The sequence below is a fragment of the Citrobacter sp. Cb041 genome (genome assembly GCF_030336655.1).
Taxonomy (GTDB): domain Bacteria; phylum Pseudomonadota; class Gammaproteobacteria; order Enterobacterales; family Enterobacteriaceae; genus Citrobacter; species Citrobacter braakii.
Map to the genome: position 1 here is coordinate 326,076 of NZ_JAOWDD010000028.1, position 20,091 is coordinate 346,166.

Consider the following 20,091-nt stretch of genomic DNA (forward strand, 5'->3'; position numbering starts at 1 on the left):
TCAGGAGAAATCATGAAACTCACAAGACGTGACTTTATTAAGACGGCTGGCGCGGCAACCGGGACAATGGCGATTTCTTCGGTGATCCCAATGCCGGCCTGGGCCGAAGGCCAAAATGGCGGAGCGATTCTGACGGCAGCGCGTTGGGGCGCGGTATACGTGGAAGTAAAAGATGGCAAAGTGGTTTCCTCAAAAGGCGCGTTGCCTAAAACGGTGCCGAACTCGTTACAGCAAACCGCGCCGGATCAGGTCCATACCAATATCCGCGTAAAATATCCGATGGTGCGCAAAAGCTATCTGGAAAACCCGGGTAATGCGGATGGTAAACGTGGAAGCGATCCTTTCGTGCGGGTTAGCTGGGAGCAGGCACTGAAACTGATACATGAGCAGCATAGCCGGATCCGTAGCAGCTATGGCCCGGCGTCGATATTTGCTGGTTCTTATGGCTGGCGCTCCAGCGGCGTTCTGCATAAAGCGCAAACCTTACTGCAACGCTATATGAGCATGGCCGGTGGTTACGCAGGTCATACCGGAGATTATTCAACCGGTGCCGCGCAGGTGATCATGCCTTACGTTGTGGGATCGGTTGAAGTCTATGAGCAGCAAACCACCTGGCCGATGGTGCTTGAGCACAGTCAGGTCGTGGTGCTGTGGGGGATGAACCCGCTCAATACCCTCAAGATTGCCTGGAGCAGCACGGATGAACAGGGGATTGAATACTTTAATCTGCTGAAGAAATCAGGGAAAAGCGTCATCGCCATCGATCCGATGCGTTCCGAAACCATTGAGTTCTTTGGTGATAATGCAACCTGGATTGCGCCACATATGGGGACCGATGTGGCGATGATGTTAGGGATCGCCCATACGCTGGTGAAGAAAAATCTCCATGACAAAGCCTTCCTGGAAAAATACACCACTGGATATCCGCAGTTTGAAGAGTATTTGCTCGGCAAGAGCGACAAAATAGAGAAAACCGCCGAGTGGGCTTCCGGCGTGTGCGGCGTGCCTGCGGAGCAACTGGAGAAGCTGGCGGAAATTTTCTCCAGCAATCAAACCATGCTCATGGCGGGTTGGGGGATTCAGCGCCAGCAATACGGTGAGCAAAAACACTGGATGCTGGTGACTCTGGCGGCGATGCTGGGGCAAATTGGTACCGAAGGCGGTGGTTTCGGGTTCTCTTATCACTATTCCAACGGCGGTAACCCAACGCGTACCGGGGGAGTATTGCCAGCCATCTCCGCCCAAATTGAGGGTGGGTCATCTGCGGGTAACGACTGGGCGGTTTCCGATGCGGTGATCAGCCTGCCGGTAGCGCGAATTGTCGAAGCGCTGGAAAATCCAGGCGGCAAATATCAACATAACGGTAAAGAGCAAACCTTCCCGGATATCAAAATGATCTGGTGGGCGGGCGGCGCTAACTTTACCCATCATCAGGATACTAACCGTTTAATCAAAGCCTGGCAGAAGCCTGAACTGGTTGTCATCTCTGAGTGCTACTGGACCGCAGCGGCCAAACATGCCGATATAGTTCTGCCGATAACCACGTCGTTTGAGCGCAACGATCTGACCATGACCGGTGATTACAGTAACCAACATCTGGTACCGATGAAGCAGGTCATTGAGCCGCAGTTTGAAGCACGCAGTGATTTTGACGTATTTGCCGATCTGGCGGAGATGCTCAAGCCTGGCGGTAAGGCGGTCTACACCGAGGGCAAAGATGAAATGGCGTGGCTGAAGCAGTTCTATGATGCCGCACAAAAAGCCGCCCGCGCCCAGCGTATCGCCATGCCTCAGTTCAACGCGTTTTGGCAGCAAAACAAACTGATCGAAATGCGTGAGAATGAAAAGAATAACAAATATGTACGCTACGCGGATTTCCGCAGAGATCCGGTGATGAATGCGCTTGGAACGCCGAGCGGTAAGATAGAAATCTACTCAAAAACGATTGAAGGCTATCAATACAAAGATTGCCCGCCGCATGCGTCATGGATTGAACCCGATGAATGGAAAGGAACTGCGGATAAAGATCAACTGCAGCTACTGACGGCGCACCCGGCACATCGTCTGCATAGTCAGTTGAACTACGCTTCGCTGCGCAAAGAGTACGCGATTGCCAATCGTGAGCCGGTAACGATTCACCCGGATGATGCGAAAGCCAGAGGTATTGCCGAGGGCGATCTGGTACGCGTATGGAACGCGCGTGGACAGGTGCTGGTGGGGGCACACATCAGTGACGGTATCAAACCGGGAATCATCTGTATCCATGAAGGCGCATGGCCAGATATTGAGAACGGTATCTGCAAAAATGGCGGCGCGAACGTGCTGACGGCGGATATCCCAACCTCAAGGCTGGCGAATGGCTGCGCGGGGAATACCAGCCTGGTATACGCAGAAAAATTCACCGGCGAAGCGCCAAAACTCACCGTCTTTGATGAGCCAGCAATCGTCACTCTGTAATGATGGTTGAAAAGCGGGGGCCGTAAGGCTCCCGCTTTTTATTGCTTTTTCGGCAATGTCTTACCGCCGTTACTCTGCCAGCACAATCACATCTCCCGTTGCCGGGGCGCCAGTTCCCGGTAGCCACAATCGACCCCACGAACCGGTACAATGACAGCCGAGTAGTTTTTCTGGTTGTTGTTGCTTAATAAATTGTCGGGTTCGCCATAGCTTAGCGGGGGAGGCAGTGCGTAAATGGAACCCACCGACGAGGGCGTAAATTTGGTTAACGCCGGTGATGTTTTGGCAATGGCGTACGATATTCTCTATTCCCCGATGCCCGCATCCGGTAATGATGACTAACCCGCGATCAGATTTATAGATCAATACGCCTTCGTCGCTGATGTAATCCGGTTGAGGTGTTTTCTCGCTAATAACGCCATAGGCCTGTGGAGTGGCGACACTAATTTCGCCGGACCACAAAAATCGATCGCTGATCGCCAACGGTTCACGGGTGTATTCCATGATTAGTCGAGAGTAGTCGTTATCACGCGAGAGTTTTTTTATTTTTCTTGGCGTTCCCGCCAGGGTTATTGAGGCGTACCGCTCGCAAGCTATTTGGGGATGGCAAATGATACGACTGTTATCCGCCAGCCACGGCACGCCGCCACAGTGATCGTAATGGCCGTGCGAAAGAATCACGGCGGTCAATTGCGTCAGGTCTACGCCCATTTGCGCGGCGTTAAGTATGAAGCTGTCGTCCGGGCCGGTATCAAATAGTATGGTGGTGGTTTCATCCTGAACTAACAGACTTAATCCAGGCTTTGCCCGTAATGATTTATCTGCGCTCGCAGCGCGCCTGTTTTCAAGCAATACCGTGAGGGTTAATGCCATGCCTGACTCCAGTATTAAAACGGCATACTGTAATACATGACCGTTGAGAGCGCTGTGATCGCAGCGCTCTTTGTGCTGACTTAGCGGTGATAGTAATGGCCGTCATCATCGGAGTGATGGTGACTATGCCGCCACGCATGCTGGTTCTCCCTTTGCTCGCGCTCCTGGCGTTCATGCTCTTTATCACGGTTGGCTTCACGATTTTTGTGATTAGCGATCGCCGCGGCAACTGCTGCGGCCCCAATACCAGCAGCGGCTGCAGAAAGATAAGGATGTTCGGCACAGCCCGACAGACTAGCCATAATAACCAACGTGGAAATCAGTTTTTTCATTGTGGCGGTATCCGTTACTCGCGCACAATTTTGCCAGCATTCCCGGCATCGCTGTCATTCCAGCTACCGCGACCATTCGTTTTAATGGTGTAAGTGGCATAGCCGACACGGAAGGTCATTGTATCCTGATAGGTATTTACGTCACGCACTTCATTACCATTGACGTACACGCTGGAACCCTCGACGTGAATATCAACGCTGCGTTGACCATTGGCAAATTTGGCTACGTAATTTCCGCTGAATTTGCCGTAAATATCGGCATTATCGTGGTTATCCCGGTCAGCGGTATTTTGCTGCTCTTCACCATGACGATGATGACGGCTCTGCTGGCTGTTGCCGTTCTCAATAAAGCCATGATCGCGGTTCCACTGATAGGATTTATTGATATCGCAGCCATTGAGTTCACTCATTTGTGTACAACCTGAATGTTCATACTTTTTCTGCATTGCCGGGGTAATTGCGCATGCCGTTGTGGCCGTTGTCAGGCCGAGGACAAAGAGGGTCAGCAGACGTTTTTTCATTTTTTTGCTCACTATCATCATTAAGTTTATTTATAGGAATACGAACTGTTCGAATGTCATGTTTACGACGACGGCAGTCTCCCATTAAATATTAATGACGCATACCAGGGGGAATCCTAATTTATATTAATGGTGAGGGTGTGGGGGCTGTAATATGCAACATTACAAGCAGGTGAATTACGTAGTTTATACAAGTGAGATAAAACGCTTAATTATATTTACTTTTTAATGAAGTGTTTAAAGAAATATTAATATTGACATTAACGGCAGGAACGCAGGCTTGTAAATGTACAGGCCTGCGTGGCGCGTTTTGTCCGCAATATTCATACATAGCGTATTGATGGACATTTTATTCAACACAGGACAAGGTTACCCTTGCGCGGGGATCTGTGCGCGGTGCTGCCTGGCCTGAGCCTCATGGGCATATGAATGACCGTTATTCACTGACTGGTGAACGACCATCGCTTTTTCATGTTTATTCATTTGTGAAAAGGGGCGTGCCTGGGATGGCGTTGACGTTGAATTATTCGTCTGCGCGACGTGTTCTTGCGCCATTTGTTGATGTGCAGGGGCACTGCTGTTATTCATCATTTCATGGGCTGCTGCGGCCTGCTGATGCATTTTGGGGGTGTCGGCCGCATTAACGCCAGCTGAAATAAAAAACGCGATAGCGAAAAAAGAGGATATCTTATTCATCATATTTCTCCTGTTTGGGTTTACGGAAGAAATTATAATTGGTGAGGGCTGTCAGCGGCGTGACAGGATTATGACGGTTATGTCAGAGAATCGGTGATGATATATATACCGGTCATACTTCAAGCTGCATATGCGTTGGCTGTGCTCGTTCATCCCAGTCATTTACTTAAGTAAGTGACCGGGGATTCCCTCTCTTGCCGCCTTCCTGCAACTCGAATTGTTTAAGGTATCAACGCCATTATCATAAATTACATCGCATGCTTGGGCAGCGTCAGAATAAAACGGGTGGCAAGCTGATCGGATGTCACCGAGACTTTCCCCTGATGGGCGATAACAATCGATTTCACAATCGCCAGGCCAATACCGCTGCCTTCGCCTTTACGCTGTCGCGAAGGGTCAACCCGATAAAACCGATCAAATAGCCGCGATAGATGCTGTGGGGGAATGGGGGGGCCGGGATTTTCCACGACTATCTGGACCAGGCCATCCGCCTCTTTCACCCGCACGGTTACCGACTCGCCTTTTGGCGTGTAGCGCATGGCATTTGAAAGCAGATTACTCATTGCCCGGCGTAGCATTAACGGATCGCCTGAAACCCAGCATGCGCGTCCTTCAAAACGTAAGCCCACCTCGCGCTCTTCTGCCCAGGCTTCGAAAAAGTCGAACACTTTACCAACCTCATCGGCCAGATTAAGCGCTGTCTTTTCCGGGATAAGCTGATTGTTGTCTGCCTGCGCCAGAAACAGCATGTCGCTTACCATTTTCGACATACGACCAAACTCTTCAAGATTGGAATACAGCACGTCTTCCAGCTCTTTTTGGCTACGGGTTTGGCTGAGCGCAATTTCCGTTTGCGTGACCAGGTTGGTTATTGGCGTGCGGATCTCATGGGCAATATCCGCCGAGAAGTTCGACTGACGTTTAAATACATCCTCAATGCGTTCGATCATGTGATTAAACGAACTTACCAGCTGTTCCAGTTCAATAGGGACCGCTTGCGGATCGAGGCGCACATCAAGATCTTTTGAGGTGATATTTTGGATGCGCCGACTGACATTACGGATCGGTTCATGGCCTTTATACACAGCGAACAGCACGATAAATACAATCATCATGCTAATCAGCGATGCCGTCATAATCAGTTTGTTTTTCAGGTCGTTAATATAGTGCAGATGAAAATCGATCGATAACGCCAGATACAACGTATACGCCGATTTTCCATCAGTCAGCTTTCCTACCGGCAGGCGAATCATTCGCCAGTTAGACGACGTTTTTTGTCCGTGAATATGTTTGGACGTTTGCAGTGTTGGGCCGGATATAATAAAAACATCGCTGGCATGGGCATTTTTATCCGGTCTTGCGCTGGCGATAAATTGCCGGAGATCCGGCGCATTTGGCGAATGAAAAATGGCTTTCTGCTTACTGTCTTCCAGAGAAATAATGACGTTCGAGTAGCCCTCAACCACGTTTTTTAGCGTTTCCAGACGGCGTGATTCCGGCTCGTTGGGTTGGTTAATAATCCTCTCCAGCGTGGCGCTGATCTCTTGTAAATCATTGATGTCCTGCTCGGCGAAATGGACCTTCACGGAGTGGATCATTATCCATGCAAAGGCGAAAAATGAAGCGATCGTCGCCAGACTGATAAAAAAGGTCAATCGTGTCGCCAGCGAAAAAGGGCGCCGCCATCGTTTACTGGGCATCAGGAACCTCAAGCATATATCCCACGCCGCGTACGGTCTGAATCAGTTTCGGCTCAAAATCGTTATCAATTTTGGCGCGCAGACGCTTAACGGCGACGTCGATGGCATTGGTATCGCTGTCAAAATTCATATCCCAGACCTGGGAAGCGATCAGCGAGCGGGGTAAAACTTCCCCTTGATGACGCAGGAAAAACTCAAGCAGGGTAAACTCTTTGCTGGTCAGAGTAATACGCGTCCCGCTGCGGGTGACTTTTCTGCTGACCAGATCGACCATTAAATCCGCGACCTGAAACTGGCTTTCGACAATCACCGCCGCACCCCGGCGCAGCAGCGTTCTGACCCGCGCCAGCAGTTCGGCGAAGGCGAACGGTTTGACCAGATAATCATCAGCGCCTAATTCCAGACCCTTAACCCGATGTTCAATGGTACCCAGCGCGGTGAGGAGAAGAATGGGCATCCCTTTGTTAGCGGAACGCAGCATCCGTACGATATCCCAGCCGTTTACATCCGGCAGCATGATGTCGAGTATGAGCAGGTCGTAATCGCCGGTCATCGCCAGGTGGTACCCGTTCAGGCCGTTATCCGCTAAATCCACGACAAAACCCGCTTCCGTCAGGCCTTTCGTCAGGTATTCACCGGTTTTTTTCTCATCTTCGACTATCAACACCTTCATCGCATTCTCCTTCTCACACGGGTTGTGCGGACTTTCAATTCTAGGGAAGCGGGATCGGATAGCAATCGGTTATTGGGAAAATGACAGTTTTGTCATTTTCCTGTCACCGCTTAAACAGAGTCACTTCGTTAAAGTACAACACTATAAATTCCTACATTTTTTAGGGCCATCAGTCCGGTCAGGACGAGAAGAACTATGAGCAAATTTAAGCTTCTTACCCTCAGCGCTGTATTCGTTCTCGCCGGTTGTTCATTGGCGCCGGACTATCAGCGTCCGACATTGCCTGTACCGCAGCAATTCTCCTTAAGCCAGAACGCCTTGGTTTCTGCACCGGTGGGATATCAGGACACGGGCTGGCGGAGCTTCTTCGTTGACTCTCAGGTAAAGGCGCTGATTGGCGAGGCGCTGGTCAATAACCGCGATTTACGTATGGCAGTGCTAAAAGTTCAGGAAGCGAGAGCGCAATATGGCGTCACGGACGCTGACCGCTATCCGCAAATCACGGCAGGTTCCAGCGGTACTTACAGCGGCAAATTAAAAGGCGATAGCAGCACCGATCGTGAATTCGAAGCTGGACTCAATCTCAGTTTCGATCTGGACTTCTTTGGGCGGCTGAAAAATATGAGTGAAGCCGAGCGACAGAACTTCTTTGCCAGCGAAGAGGCGCGTCGGGCGGTACACATCTCATTAATCTCCAACGTATCGCAAAGTTATTTCAATCAGCGTCTGGCTTATGCACAACTGCAAATTGCCGAAGAAACGCTGCAAAACTATCAGCGTTCTTACGCTTTTGTTGAGAAGCAGTTGCTGACCGGAAGCACCAACGTACTGGCGCTGGAACAGGCGCGGGGCGTGATTGAAAGCACGCGCAGCGAAATCGCGAAGCGTAAAGGTGAACTGGCGCAGGCCAACAACGCGCTGCAACTGTTGCTGGGTACGTACGGGAAATTACCCAACGACCAGATGCGCAGCTGCGGGGATATTAAACCAGTAACGCTGCCGCCATCGCTCTCGTCGCAAATCCTGTTGCAGCGCCCGGATATTTTGGAAGCTGAACACGGATTAATGGCGGCGAATGCCAATATCGGCGCCGCACGGGCAGCGTTTTTCCCGTCGATTACCTTGACCAGTTCAGTTTCCAGCAGCAGCAGCGATCTCTCCAGCTTATTTAATGCGGCCAGCGGCATGTGGAATTTTGTCCCCAAAATAGATATTCCCATTTTTAACGCCGGACGTAATCAGTCCAATCTCGACCTCGCTGAAATTCGCCAACAGCAGTCGGTGGTGAATTACGAACAAAAAATTCAGAACGCGTTTAAAGAGGTGGCGGATGCGCTGGTGTTGCGCCAAAGCATTGCCGATCAAATTAGCGGTCAGCAGCGCTACCTGACGTCATTGCAAATCACCTTACAACGCGCCAGAGCGCTTTATCAAAATGGTGCGGTTAGCTACATCGAAGTACTGGACGCTGAACGTTCTTTATTCGCTACGCAGCAATCGCTGCTCGATCTTAATTACGCCCAACAGGTTAATGAAATTAAGCTGTTTGCTGCCTTAGGCGGCGGTTGGGTGGAGTAATCCTTAATATTAACTTTTCAGGAGCATCAAGTATGAATACTACTGCCAAAGCCGTGTTGTTTAGCTTTTTCTCTGTGGTCATGTTTAACGCTCAGGCCAATGAGCATCAGCATGGCGAGATGATGAACATGCAGCCAGCGGCCCAACAGGAAGACGTCATTAGCGCCACCGGGGTGATTGAAGCTATTGATAAAGAAAGTAAAAAAATCACGATCAAGCATGATCCCATTCCCGCGGTGAACTGGCCTGCCATGACGATGCGTTTTACGCGGGTTGCCGACACCAAGGCTGACGATATTAAACCCGGCGATAAGGTTGCGTTTACGTTTGTTCAGCAGGGAAATATCTCTGTGTTACGCGATATTCACATCAGTAAATAACGTTCTCGCTGGTCTCTTTTATTCTTGCCCGGATTCTTCGAAATTCGGGTGAGACTATCGCGCAATGGAAATCACTATGGCGTCTTTAAATATTAAAAATACCGCGCTTATTCTCGCTGGCATGATTGCCGGTGGGGTTATTTCTGTCGGTATTTATACTTATTATTCATCAGCAAACGTAACGGCTGAAACCGGGCAGGCTTCGCAAAAAGAAGCCAGAAAAGTGTTGTTCTGGTATGACCCCATGTACCCGAACACGCGCTTTGATAAGCCGGGTAAATCACCGTTTATGGATATGGATCTGATCCCCAAATATGCCGATGAAGAGACCGCGAGCGCGTCAGCGCCTGGCGTGCGTATCGATCCTACTCAGACCCAAAATTTGGGTCTGAAAACAGAACCTGTGCGCCGTGGCCCGCTGCACTATGCGCAAACTTTCCCGGCTAACGTTAGCTATAACGAATACCAGTTTGTTATTGTCCAGGCTCGCTCCGCAGGCTTTATCGAGAAGGTTTACCCGCTAACCGTGGGCGACAAAATTAAGCAAGGTGCGCCGCTTATCGATCTGACGATTCCCGACTGGGTTGAGGCGCAGAGCGAATATTTGTTACTGCGGGAGACCGGCGGCAGTGCGACGCAGGTGGAAGGGATTCTGGAGAGATTACGTCTGGCCGGTATGCCGGAAGCGGATATTCAGCGCTTAAAATCGACGCGTAAAATTCAGACCCGCTTTACCCTGAAAGCCCCTATTGATGGGGTGATTACCGCATTCGATTTGCGTACCGGCATGAACATTTCCAAAGACAATGTGGTTGCGAAAATTCAGGGGATGGACCCGGTATGGGTCAGCGCGTCGGTCCCGGAATCTATCGCCTGGCTGATCAAAGACGCCTCGCAATTTACCATCACCGTGCCCGCCTGGCCGGATAAGCCTTTCACCATTAGCAAGTGGAATATCTTGCCAAGTGTCGATGCCACCACGCGTACGCTGCAGATCCGTTTGCAGGTCAATAACCCTGATGAGGCGCTCAAGCCGGGGATGAATGCTTACCTGCAACTGAAAACGCAAAGTGAACCGATGCTGCTGATCCCCTCAAAGGCGTTGATTGATACAGGCACCGAGCAACGGGTGATCACCGTCGATAACGAAGGTCGATTTGTACCGAAGCAGGTTGCGGTATTCCATGAATCTCAAGGGCTGACGGCTATCCGCTCAGGCCTGACTGAAGGTGAAAAAGTGGTGTCCAGTGGTCTGTTCCTGATTGATTCCGAGGCGAATATCTCTGGCGCACTGGATCGTATGCGCGCGCAGAACAGTGATGCGCAAGACGCATCCGCAAAGCCAGCCCAGGCGACCCATTCACACTGAGGACATGATAAATGATTGAATGGATTATCCGCCGTTCGGTGGCAAACCGTTTTCTGGTGATGATGGGGGCGCTGTTTCTCAGTATCTGGGGAACCTGGACCATCATCAATACCCCGGTTGATGCGTTGCCCGATCTCTCTGATGTTCAGGTGATCGTCAAAACCAGCTATCCAGGGCAGGCACCGCAAATCGTTGAAAATCAGGTGACTTACCCGCTGACCACCACCATGCTGTCGGTACCGGGCGCGAAGACCGTGCGTGGTTTCTCGCAGTTTGGTGATTCCTATGTGTACGTCATTTTCGAAGATGGCACCGATCCTTACTGGGCGCGCTCGCGCGTACTGGAGTATCTCAACCAGGTTCAGGGGAAATTACCGGCAGGGGTCAGCGCGGAGATGGGACCGGACGCCACGGGCGTCGGCTGGATCTTTGAATATGCGCTGGTCGATCGCAGCGGTAAACACGATCTGGCAGAGTTACGTACTCTTCAGGACTGGTTTTTAAAGTATGAGTTAAAAACGATTCCGAACGTGGCAGAGGTGGCCTCGGTAGGCGGCGTGGTTAAACAGTACCAGGTTGTTATCGACCCGATGAAGCTGACGCAATATGGCATCAGCCTGGCGGAGGTGAAATCTGCACTGGATACGTCGAATCAGGAGGCGGGCGGCTCGTCTGTTGAGATGGCTGAAGCGGAATATATGGTCCGTGCCAGTGGGTATCTACAAACGCTTGATGACTTCAATAATATCGTCCTGAAAACAGGGGCCGACGGTGTACCTGTTTATCTGCGCGATGTCGCGCGTGTGCAGATTGGGCCGGAAATGCGCCGTGGGATCGCCGAACTGAATGGTGAAGGCGAAGTGGCGGGCGGGGTGGTAATTCTGCGTTCCGGTAAAAATGCGCGTGAAGTGATCTCCGCCGTCAAAGCCAAACTCGACACGCTGAAAAGCAGCCTGCCGGAAGGCGTTGAGGTAGTTACAACATACGATCGCAGTCAGCTCATCGATCGCGCTATTGATAACCTGAGCTATAAGCTGCTGGAAGAGTTTATCGTTGTTGCGCTGGTATGCGCGCTGTTCCTGTGGCATCTGCGTTCGGCGCTGGTAGCGATTATTTCCCTGCCGCTGGGACTGTGTATCGCGTTTATCGTGATGCATTTCCAGGGGCTGAACGCCAATATCATGTCGCTTGGGGGCATTGCCATTGCCGTCGGGGCCATGGTCGATGCCGCGATTGTGATGATTGAAAACGCCCATAAGCGGCTCGAAGAGTGGGGACATCAGCATCCGGATGAAAAACTGGATAACGCAACGCGCTGGAAGGTCATTACCGATGCCTCGGTAGAGGTCGGCCCGGCATTGTTCATCAGCTTGCTGATTATCACCCTGTCGTTTATCCCTATTTTCACGCTCGAGGGGCAAGAGGGGCGACTGTTCGGCCCGCTGGCGTTCACCAAAACGTATGCCATGGCAGGCGCGGCGTTTCTGGCTATTGTCGTCATTCCGATCCTGATGGGTTTCTGGATCCGTGGCAAAATTCCGGCGGAAAGCAGTAACCCGCTTAACCGTTTCCTGATCCGTATTTATCATCCGCTGTTGTTGAAGGTGCTGCATTGGCCTAAAACCACCCTGCTGGTGGCGGTGCTTTCGATACTGACGGTTATCTACCCGCTGAATAAAGTCGGTGGTGAATTCCTGCCGCAGATTAACGAAGGCGATCTACTGTATATGCCGTCAACCCTGCCGGGGATTTCGGCGGCGCAGGCGGCGGATATGCTGCAAAAAACCGACAAGCTGATCATGACCGTTCCGGAAGTGGCGCGTGTGTTTGGTAAAACCGGTAAGGCGGAAACCGCAACGGATTCCGCGCCGCTGGAAATGGTCGAAACAACGATCCAACTGAAGCCGCAGGATCAGTGGCGTCCGGGGATGACGATGGACAAAATCATCGCCGAACTCGACAAAACCGTGCGCTTGCCAGGGCTGGCGAACCTGTGGGTTCCGCCTATTCGTAACCGTATCGACATGCTTTCTACCGGCATCAAAAGCCCGATTGGGATAAAGGTGTCAGGTAACGTTCTGGCTGATATCGACGCCACGGCGGAACAAATCGAAGAGGTAGCCAGAACCGTGCCGGGCGTCGCTTCGGCGCTGGCTGAGCGGCTGGTGGGTGGGCGCTATATTAATGTGGACATTAATCGAGAGAAAGCAGCCCGCTACGGTATGACCGTCGGCGCGGTACAGTTGTTTGTCACCTCCGCGGTCGGAGGCGCGATGGTGGGCGAAACGGTGGAAGGGATTGCACGTTATCCGATTAACCTTCGCTATGCGCAGAGCTATCGTGATAGCCCGGAAGCGCTGCGTAATCTGCCCATTCTGACGCCCATGAAGCAGCAAATCACGCTGGCTGATGTTGCAGATGTGACAGTGGTTTCTGGTCCGTCGATGTTGAAAACCGAAGATGCACGACCCACCAGCTGGATTTATATCGACGCCCGCGACCGTGACATGGTTTCGGTGGTGAACGATCTGAAAAAAGCGATCGCTGAAAACGTACAGTTAAAGCCGGGGACCAGCGTGGCGTTTTCCGGGCAGTTCGAGCTGCTTGAACGCGCCAGCCATAAGCTCAAACTGATGGTGCCGATGACGCTGATGATTATCTTCGTCCTGCTTTATCTGGCTTTCCGTCGCTTTGGTGAAGCGCTGCTGATTATTACCAGCGTGCCCTTTGCGCTGGTAGGGGGGATCTGGTTCCTCTACTGGATGGGGTTCCATATGTCGGTTGCGACCGGAACCGGGTTTATCGCCCTGGCTGGCGTTGCCGCGGAGTTTGGCGTAGTGATGCTGATGTACTTGCGCCATGCTATTGAAGCCGAGCCTGCACTGGAAAATCCGCAAACCTTTACGGCGGATAAGCTGGATGAAGCGTTGTATCACGGCGCGGTGCTGCGCGTGCGTCCGAAAGCGATGACCGTGGCGGTGATTATCGCGGGCCTGTTGCCAATCTTGTGGGGAACAGGGGCGGGCTCAGAAGTGATGAGCCGCATTGCCGCGCCGATGATTGGCGGCATGATTACCGCGCCATTGCTGTCGCTGTTTATTATTCCGGTAGCTTATAAGCTGATGTGGCTGCACAGGCATCGCAGCCAAAAGTAGTGCCTTAAAGCGCTCGCCTGCGTCGGTTTTGTTGCCGAAGCAGGCGGTGCGTTATGCCGCCAACGCTTTCACGCGTTTGCGGTACTCGCCCGGCGTGCAGCCAAATCCCCGTAAAAAGACTTTGTGAAACGACGATTCGCTGGCGTAACCCACCGACTCGGCAATAACGATCAACGGCTGCGATCCGCGTGACAGCATCTGGGCGGCGAATTGCAGGCGTAGCTCGGTTAACACCGCCAGCGGCGTGGAGTTTGAGACTTCACGAAATAGCTGCGCAAAGCTGGCCCGCGACATATGGGCACGCTTTGCCAGTTCTTCGACAGTCCAGGGAAAAGCCGGTGACTCCAGCATCATGAAGACAACGGCCCCAAGCCTTGGGTGCAGCAGTAAATTCAGCACATTTTTAGCGGGTGTCGGCTCGGCTAGCCACTCGCGAACGGCTAACGCGAACAGCGTAGCGCATTGCTGGCTGCAAACGATGTTGGAGCCAGGCAGATCGTTGATGTATTCCTGCTGCATCAGCGCAATCATGGCTTTCAGCCAGTGGCTAATGGGACTGTCATCTTCTGGTGCCAGGATTAATACTTCTGGAAGGGCAGTTAAAAAATAGCGTGAAGATGCCTGCAATCGCAGGCTTCCGCAGACAATATGCGTTTGTTCTTCCCCTGTCTGGCACAGCCGATGCGCGGAGTTTTGAGGCAGAATGACTATTGTTCCAGGGCGTAACGTAGAAGACGTTCCGTCTGGCATATCCAGTTGAGCAAATCCCTGGGTTACCGTATGCCAGCGGATAACGGACAGCTCGCCCGCCGCGTGCGGCAGTTGCCAGTCCCTGCTCAGCAGGCAGTTTTGATCAATCGAGCCCTGCGGGTCGTTAAGCATAAGTAATCGGCTAAGTGCATCCATAAAGACTCCTGAGCAGTTCTTGTTGATGCTTGTCGAGATAAAGTAACGCTGTTACTCATTATTTATTAAATAAATTTATGGTCTTAGTTTATTGTCTCGATGGATTGAGTGGAAGAGAGATAGTAGTTGTTTAGACGATTTGACAGTAATTTGCGCGATATGGATACATTGTTCATGCATCGTTAAACCTATACTTCAGTTCAACAAACGAACAGTGACATGGTGGAGAGACAGCATGAATCAGTATCAGGCGATTATTATCGGATTTGGCAAAGCGGGTAAAACGCTGGCGGCTACCCTGGCGAAAACGGGCTGGCGAGTGGCGATTATTGAACAGTCAAACACCATGTATGGCGGGACATGTATCAATATCGGCTGCATTCCCACCAAAACCCTGGTACACGATGCTGAACTTCAGCATGACTTTGCTGCGGCGATGCAGCGCAAGGCCTCCGTTGTCAGCTTTCTGCGTGATAAAAACTTCCATAATCTTGCCGATCTGGAAAATGTAGATGTGATTGAGGGTCGTGCTGAATTCATTGATAACCATACGGTGCGGGTCGTGCAGCCAACAGGTGCGATTGAACTAAGCGGCGAAAAGATCTTTATTAATACCGGCGCACAGGCAACGATGCCAAACGTGGCAGGGTTAATGACTACACCGGGCGTGTTTGACAGTACCGGGTTGTTAAATTTGACGCAACGTCCGGAACGTTTGGGGATTTTGGGCGGCGGTTATATTGGTGTTGAATTCGCATCAATGTTTGCCAACTTTGGCAGTAAGGTCACCATTTATGAAGCCGCCCCACTGTTTTTAGCCCGCGAAGATCGGGATATTGCCGACGCTATCGCCAACATTTTACGCGACAAAGGGGTTGAGATTATCCTTAATGCCAGGGTGCAGGCGGTTTCGTCCCATGACGGCGCGGTGCAGGTGCAAATGCCGGAAGGCGTCCAGACTGTGGATGCGCTACTGGTGGCATCGGGCCGCAAACCGGCAACTGAAAATCTGCAGTTGCAGAATGCGGGTGTGGATGTCAACGAGCGCGGTGCCATTGTGGTGAATAAATATCTGCGTACTTCGGCAGACAATATCTGGGCCATGGGCGATGTGACGGGGGGGTTACAATTTACCTATATCTCGCTGGATGACTTCCGTATTGTGCGCGACAACCTGTTAGGCGAGGGATTACGTAACACCGGTGATCGCCAAAACGTACCGTATTCTGTCTTTATGACGCCGCCGCTTTCCCGTGTGGGGATGACAGAAGAACAAGCTCGCGCCAGCGGCGCGGCGGTCCAGGTTGTCACCCTGCCTGTCGCGGCTATCCCGCGTGCACGGGTGATGAATGACACGCGTGGCGTACTTAAAGCGGTGGTAAATCGCGAAACGAAACAGATATTAGGCGTATCGCTGCTGTGCGTGGATTCTCATGAGATGATTAATATCATTAAAACCGTTATGGATGCTGGTTTACCTTACACGACATTGCGCGATCAAATATTTACTCATCCGAGCATGAGCGAATCACTGAACGATCTCTTCTCTCTAATAAAATAATAATATAGTTTGCATGATTGCCCCACCTGTGTGGGGCTTTTTTTTATCATATATAAAGAAATACTCATGAACAGTTATTCTGGCGTTATGGAGGAAATAAGATAAGCAATAATGTTTTATTCTATTACGAGTGAAATTACTTGTTAATGGAAATAGAAATGAACATGCTTAAAACTTCATTATTGTTGACTGCTTTACTGACCGCGCCGGTGACATTTTCTGCACTGGCACAACAGCCGGTCGAAGTAGCCCGCGTCAGCGTGTCGGCAATTGCCGCCGCACCTTCTGTTGTTGAACATGCAATCGCCAGACTGGCGCAGGAAAAGAAGGCAACTTCCTGGAAAATCACCTCAATGCGCATTGATAGCAGCACTCACGCAACCGCAATTTTGTACAAGTGAGGAGAGTCTGAATGGAAAAGTATCTGCGTTTACTCAGCAAGGGCGATAGAATTGGATTAACATTGATTCGCCTGAGTATTGCCATTGTTTTTATCTGGATTGGCTTATTGAAATTTGTACCTTACGAAGCCGATAGTATTACGCCATTTGTTGCCAATAGTCCGGTAATGTCATTTTTTTATGAACATCCAGAAGAATATAAGCAGCATTTAACCCACGAAGGTGAGTTTAAACCGCAGGAGCGGGAATGGCAGAAGGCGAATAACACCTATACGTTCTCCAATGGCCTGGGCGTAGTCGAAGTGCTGATCGCATTGCTGGTGCTGGCTAATCCTGTTAGCCGTTGGTTGGGATTAATTGGTGGCGTACTGGCATTTGCTACTCCGATTGTGACTTTATCATTTTTAATTACCACACCGGAAGCATGGGTGATGCCACTGGGCGATTTGCACCACGGTTTTCCGTACTTGTCCGGAGCCGGGCGTCTGGTGTTGAAAGACACATTAATGCTGGCGGGAGCGGTGATGATCATCGCAGATTCATCGCGATCAATTATTAAGCAAAAGTATTGAATTTTTAACGTTGTACCCTCTGTAAGACTGTAAGCCTCTATAGTTCGATTCGGTAATTACCGGGCCAGCAGGATGCTGGCCTTTTTTCTGCCCTAAGGTAAATTTATTTTACAGGTGAAATATAATTATTCACTTTTTCACAATTACTAGTCGGAGCTATATTCCTGGTTAATGATATAGTGCAGTAAGCATTTTCTCTTCTTCTTGCGATAGCACGCCAGTCCGCATACTGCGTGGTCCTTCCATCAAAACCCATTCATTTCCCTCTATTTTTTTCTGTGTAGTTCTTGCTATTTGTTATCTCAAAATGACATCTCAAAAAATTTTATTATTCTCTTTTGTTATAGTTAGCCAACAACTTCATGTGGTTTTAGGCATGGCTTCAGCTAGAATTAACTTTGATTAAATGTTTTTACGTATCAATAAATGGCTAAAGATAGTTAAAAACTTAATTTTTAACCAACTGTTCGACATGGAATCCACTATGGTAATTAAGCACCAGGGGTGGATGCTGATCTCGCGTTTCGTGAGCAACCAAAAGCGAGACATCTCTTAAATATGGAAATAAGGGTTTTAGAATGAGCTTTGGATTAGCAAAGGACAACAAGTTTGAAATCATCGCTACCCTTCGTGAAGAGTTGCACAAGAAAACGAAACTGGAAGTGTTATGTGAAAACCATAGTGTTATCACGCAGTTAGAGAAGATTGATTTCGAGCGGTTTGTCATCTCCGGACACGAAGATATTGTTCCTGAAAAGGTCCAGTACTTTATCCTGCACAGTGAGAGTGGGATTGTAAAATTTAGTGCCAGATTCGAACAAACCTTATCAGCAGGTGCACAAGCAGGATTATCCTACTTCATCCCGGATATGATTTTCTTTGCCCAGCAGCGACAAAATCAGCGTTTTTCCTTCCTGAAGGGTTACGACTTTTTCTGTTTTGGTCGTTACAAAAACGGAGAAAACTACTCTCTGAAGATTAAAAACATCTCGCAGGGCGGTTGTGCATTAATTGTTAAAGATGTGAACTCCCGTTTTCTCTATAAAGATGCGGTGATTAAAAATGCCGCGCTGGATTTTGATACGTTTGGCAGTTTACAGCTGGATTTGAAAGTGATCGATGTCGTCATGATCAATGAATTTGATGAGGATAATCAATTGTATGCCTGTCATCAGATTTCATGTGAGTTCGATTTTAAAAATCGTCGTGAAGAGGCAGAGGTCGAGAAGATTATTATTAAATTTTTAATGAGTAACAAGATTTGATGCTGATAAGGAGCGATGAACAGGATGTTGATGTGTGGCAGTGATAATTTTGTGGGCAACGGTTTGTTCGCCTACCTGACAAGCAAACATGTACCGATACAAACATTCCAGTTTGAGGATATGTTGCATCAGTCATCATTATGCCAGCATCAAACCATGGTTTTTAATATCATTGATAACGAACAACCATGTTCAACTATCGTGCAGTTTTTGAATAAAAACCGCTTCAAGTTTTATAATAATGTCGTGGTAATTATTGCTGATAGTTTGGTGGCGAAATTATGTGTAGAGTTATTATATGTTGAAAAAACGATAGTTTTGACGGAGAAATCTTCACTGCGCGATTTCGGTCAACTGGCGTCGTTAACGGCCGGGAAATGGAATCCCCGGCTGTATCGTTCACAGAAAAGATTAACCGAGAGAGAGCAGCAGATTCTGAATTTATTGGTAAACGGATATACCGCCAGAGAAATTTCAGAGTTAGTTAGCCTGAATTATAAAACTATCCAGGCGCATAAAATGAGGGTCGTCACCAAGCTGGGACTGACCAATACCTCGGAATTAAATAAATTAATTGTCAGATTTACCCATCGTATGTCTTTTTTACCCTAACCTGGCCATTCTATTCTGATGTAACACACCTAATAGTAGATACAATTCGGGAGTGATATTGACTGGTTTTTAATTTTTATGATTTGTTGAGGGAGAGAGGAATGTTTAATTCTAGTGAGGTGTTAACCGCGCTTGAAAAGGCATTGAATACCAGTCAGCTTTATATGGTTTATCAACCAATTTTTAATTTGCGTAATCAGCGTATTAGCGGGTTTGAAGCATTAATGCGTTGGAATAGCCCCCAGATGGGGATGATCTCTCCCGATGTTTTTATTACCTTGCTGGAAGACAGCGGCAATATCATGTCAATTGAAGATATGGTTACCCACACTCCCTGGGATGTGGCAACCCGTTGGCCAGAGCCCCTTGTATTGTCCGTCAATATTTCTGCGCTTGAATTCTGCGATCCGCTGTTACCCCAACGCGTCAGAAAAAATCTTACTGTATGTGGTCTCCCGCCCCATCGATGCCAGATAGAGGTCACGGAAACGTCGCCGCTGTGCGACAGTCAGGTCGCGGCTAAAAATATGACGGAGCTGAAGGCGATAGGGGTCAAAATTGCCCTTGATGATTTTGGAACCGGCCACGCCAATCTTAACTATCTGTTGAAATATCCTTTTGATACCTTAAAAATTGATAAGGAATTTATCGCCGGCATTGAACCCGATACCCGCTCAACAAAGATTGTCGAGGGTATAATTTCACTGGCGCACAATTTTGGTATTGAAGTTCTTGCTGAAGGGGTGGAAACCCAGTCTGAACTGGACCGGCTGATGCAGATTGGTTGTGACAAAATTCAAGGCTTTTTCATTTCTCCCCCGGTGTTGGCAGAAGAGATCCCGTTACTCCTGACGCAGTATAATCCTTAATCTTCTCCCTCTCTGTTGTTCCCCTGAATCTCGTTTGTTTCGCGTTGCCAGAGGGCCGCTCCCGCGCTTTTCCTGCCTATAAAATAAGTCCGTAGGCCTGATACGTTAAGCGCATCAGGTTGCTTTGTATCCGTGACAGGCAAAAAAAAGCCCCCTGTTAAACAGAGGGCT

The 20,091-nt window shown here is 49.7% G+C and carries 18 protein-coding genes; 11 read left to right on the forward strand and 7 right to left on the reverse strand.

Features of this window, described 5'->3' with window-relative positions:
- Positions 1-12: 12 nt before the first annotated feature.
- Positions 13-2,457, forward strand: coding sequence for a trimethylamine-N-oxide reductase 2 (locus tag OGV52_RS04090; protein WP_287108117.1), 2,445 nt, complete (start codon positions 13-15; stop codon positions 2,455-2,457).
- A gap of 69 nt (positions 2,458-2,526) precedes the next feature.
- Here the strand turns inward: OGV52_RS04090 and OGV52_RS04095 are convergent, their stop codons facing one another.
- The 6 genes from OGV52_RS04095 to cusR form a co-directional block, all read right to left on the reverse strand.
- Complete coding sequence (locus OGV52_RS04095; RefSeq protein ID WP_287108118.1) at positions 2,527-3,330, reverse strand: MBL fold metallo-hydrolase; 804 nt, start codon at positions 3,328-3,330, stop codon at positions 2,527-2,529.
- Between the two features lie 80 nt (positions 3,331-3,410).
- Positions 3,411-3,662 carry a membrane lipoprotein lipid attachment site-containing protein gene (locus OGV52_RS04100; RefSeq protein ID WP_200107515.1) on the reverse strand — a complete coding sequence of 84 codons (252 nt, stop codon included), beginning with the start codon at positions 3,660-3,662 and terminating at the stop codon, positions 3,411-3,413.
- 14 nt (positions 3,663-3,676) lie between these two features.
- Positions 3,677-4,183, reverse strand: a complete 507-nt coding sequence (locus tag OGV52_RS04105; RefSeq protein WP_047358081.1) for a hypothetical protein — start codon at positions 4,181-4,183, stop codon at positions 3,677-3,679.
- A 369-nt stretch (positions 4,184-4,552) separates the two neighbouring features.
- Positions 4,553-4,879, reverse strand: coding sequence for a PcoE/SilE family metal-binding protein (locus OGV52_RS04110; protein WP_181633709.1), 327 nt, complete (start codon positions 4,877-4,879; stop codon positions 4,553-4,555).
- Between the two features lie 248 nt (positions 4,880-5,127).
- A complete protein-coding gene (locus tag OGV52_RS04115) occupies positions 5,128-6,579 on the reverse strand; it encodes a Cu(+)/Ag(+) sensor histidine kinase (protein WP_049282488.1) in 1,452 nt (483 codons plus the stop codon).
- A complete protein-coding gene (gene cusR, locus OGV52_RS04120; RefSeq protein ID WP_016152149.1) occupies positions 6,569-7,252 on the reverse strand; it encodes a copper response regulator transcription factor CusR in 684 nt (227 codons plus the stop codon). The genes OGV52_RS04115 and cusR overlap by 11 nt, the downstream gene beginning before the upstream one ends.
- Positions 7,253-7,447: 195 nt before the next feature.
- On the opposite strand from cusR, the gene OGV52_RS04125 reads away from it, so the two are divergent.
- The 4 genes from OGV52_RS04125 (at position 7,448) to OGV52_RS04140 (ending at position 13,734) form a co-directional block, all read left to right on the forward strand.
- Positions 7,448-8,830, forward strand: coding sequence for an efflux transporter outer membrane subunit (locus OGV52_RS04125; RefSeq protein WP_287108121.1), 1,383 nt, complete (start codon positions 7,448-7,450; stop codon positions 8,828-8,830).
- Between the two features lie 32 nt (positions 8,831-8,862).
- Complete coding sequence (gene cusF / locus OGV52_RS04130) at positions 8,863-9,210, forward strand: cation efflux system protein CusF (protein ID WP_016152151.1); 348 nt, start codon at positions 8,863-8,865, stop codon at positions 9,208-9,210.
- A gap of 76 nt (positions 9,211-9,286) precedes the next feature.
- Positions 9,287-10,579, forward strand: a complete 1,293-nt coding sequence (locus tag OGV52_RS04135) for an efflux RND transporter periplasmic adaptor subunit (RefSeq protein WP_287108123.1) — start codon at positions 9,287-9,289, stop codon at positions 10,577-10,579.
- Between the two features lie 11 nt (positions 10,580-10,590).
- On the forward strand, positions 10,591-13,734 hold the full coding sequence (locus tag OGV52_RS04140; RefSeq protein ID WP_287108125.1) for a CusA/CzcA family heavy metal efflux RND transporter: 3,144 nt from the start codon (positions 10,591-10,593) through the stop codon (positions 13,732-13,734).
- Positions 13,735-13,785: 51 nt separating this feature from the next.
- Here the strand turns inward: OGV52_RS04140 and rclR are convergent, their stop codons facing one another.
- Positions 13,786-14,640, reverse strand: a complete 855-nt coding sequence (gene rclR, locus OGV52_RS04145; RefSeq protein WP_185654254.1) for a reactive chlorine-specific transcriptional regulator RclR — start codon at positions 14,638-14,640, stop codon at positions 13,786-13,788.
- 235 nt (positions 14,641-14,875) lie between these two features.
- On the opposite strand from rclR, the gene rclA reads away from it, so the two are divergent.
- The 6 genes from rclA (at position 14,876) to OGV52_RS04175 (ending at position 19,920) form a co-directional block, all read left to right on the forward strand.
- Positions 14,876-16,201, forward strand: a complete 1,326-nt coding sequence (gene rclA, locus OGV52_RS04150) for a reactive chlorine resistance oxidoreductase RclA (protein ID WP_049282482.1) — start codon at positions 14,876-14,878, stop codon at positions 16,199-16,201.
- A gap of 164 nt (positions 16,202-16,365) precedes the next feature.
- Complete coding sequence (gene rclB / locus OGV52_RS04155; protein WP_029139445.1) at positions 16,366-16,602, forward strand: reactive chlorine resistance periplasmic protein RclB; 237 nt, start codon at positions 16,366-16,368, stop codon at positions 16,600-16,602.
- A gap of 11 nt (positions 16,603-16,613) precedes the next feature.
- Positions 16,614-17,174, forward strand: coding sequence for a reactive chlorine resistance membrane protein RclC (gene rclC, locus OGV52_RS04160; RefSeq protein ID WP_016152157.1), 561 nt, complete (start codon positions 16,614-16,616; stop codon positions 17,172-17,174).
- Between the two features lie 578 nt (positions 17,175-17,752).
- Complete coding sequence (locus tag OGV52_RS04165) at positions 17,753-18,439, forward strand: flagellar brake protein (RefSeq protein WP_016152158.1); 687 nt, start codon at positions 17,753-17,755, stop codon at positions 18,437-18,439.
- A gap of 24 nt (positions 18,440-18,463) precedes the next feature.
- Positions 18,464-19,051 (forward strand): helix-turn-helix domain-containing protein, encoded by a 588-nt coding sequence (locus OGV52_RS04170; RefSeq protein WP_019076223.1) that lies wholly within the window; start codon positions 18,464-18,466, stop codon positions 19,049-19,051.
- A 101-nt stretch (positions 19,052-19,152) separates the two neighbouring features.
- Entirely contained in the window at positions 19,153-19,920 is a 768-nt protein-coding gene (locus tag OGV52_RS04175) for a putative bifunctional diguanylate cyclase/phosphodiesterase (protein ID WP_016152160.1), read from the forward strand.
- Positions 19,921-20,091 lie beyond the last annotated feature (171 nt).

Excerpts from the sequence above, each read along its gene's own strand:
- OGV52_RS04090 (WP_287108117.1), top strand. The coding sequence starts at position 13 with ATGAAACTCACAAGACGTGACTTTATTAAGACGGCTGGCGCGGCAACC.
- OGV52_RS04095 (WP_287108118.1), bottom strand. The coding sequence starts at position 3,330 with ATGGCATTAACCCTCACGGTATTGCTTGAAAACAGGCGCGCTGCGAGC.
- OGV52_RS04100 (WP_200107515.1), bottom strand. The coding sequence starts at position 3,662 with ATGAAAAAACTGATTTCCACGTTGGTTATTATGGCTAGTCTGTCGGGC.
- OGV52_RS04105 (WP_047358081.1), bottom strand. The coding sequence starts at position 4,183 with ATGAAAAAACGTCTGCTGACCCTCTTTGTCCTCGGCCTGACAACGGCC.
- OGV52_RS04110 (WP_181633709.1), bottom strand. The coding sequence starts at position 4,879 with ATGAATAAGATATCCTCTTTTTTCGCTATCGCGTTTTTTATTTCAGCT.
- OGV52_RS04115 (WP_049282488.1), bottom strand. The coding sequence starts at position 6,579 with ATGCCCAGTAAACGATGGCGGCGCCCTTTTTCGCTGGCGACACGATTG.
- cusR (WP_016152149.1), bottom strand. The coding sequence starts at position 7,252 with ATGAAGGTGTTGATAGTCGAAGATGAGAAAAAAACCGGTGAATACCTG.
- OGV52_RS04125 (WP_287108121.1), top strand. The coding sequence starts at position 7,448 with ATGAGCAAATTTAAGCTTCTTACCCTCAGCGCTGTATTCGTTCTCGCC.
- cusF (WP_016152151.1), top strand. The coding sequence starts at position 8,863 with ATGAATACTACTGCCAAAGCCGTGTTGTTTAGCTTTTTCTCTGTGGTC.
- OGV52_RS04135 (WP_287108123.1), top strand. The coding sequence starts at position 9,287 with ATGGCGTCTTTAAATATTAAAAATACCGCGCTTATTCTCGCTGGCATG.
- OGV52_RS04140 (WP_287108125.1), top strand. The coding sequence starts at position 10,591 with ATGATTGAATGGATTATCCGCCGTTCGGTGGCAAACCGTTTTCTGGTG.
- rclR (WP_185654254.1), bottom strand. The coding sequence starts at position 14,640 with ATGGATGCACTTAGCCGATTACTTATGCTTAACGACCCGCAGGGCTCG.
- rclA (WP_049282482.1), top strand. The coding sequence starts at position 14,876 with ATGAATCAGTATCAGGCGATTATTATCGGATTTGGCAAAGCGGGTAAA.
- rclB (WP_029139445.1), top strand. The coding sequence starts at position 16,366 with ATGCTTAAAACTTCATTATTGTTGACTGCTTTACTGACCGCGCCGGTG.
- rclC (WP_016152157.1), top strand. The coding sequence starts at position 16,614 with ATGGAAAAGTATCTGCGTTTACTCAGCAAGGGCGATAGAATTGGATTA.
- OGV52_RS04165 (WP_016152158.1), top strand. The coding sequence starts at position 17,753 with ATGAGCTTTGGATTAGCAAAGGACAACAAGTTTGAAATCATCGCTACC.
- OGV52_RS04170 (WP_019076223.1), top strand. The coding sequence starts at position 18,464 with ATGTTGATGTGTGGCAGTGATAATTTTGTGGGCAACGGTTTGTTCGCC.
- OGV52_RS04175 (WP_016152160.1), top strand. The coding sequence starts at position 19,153 with ATGTTTAATTCTAGTGAGGTGTTAACCGCGCTTGAAAAGGCATTGAAT.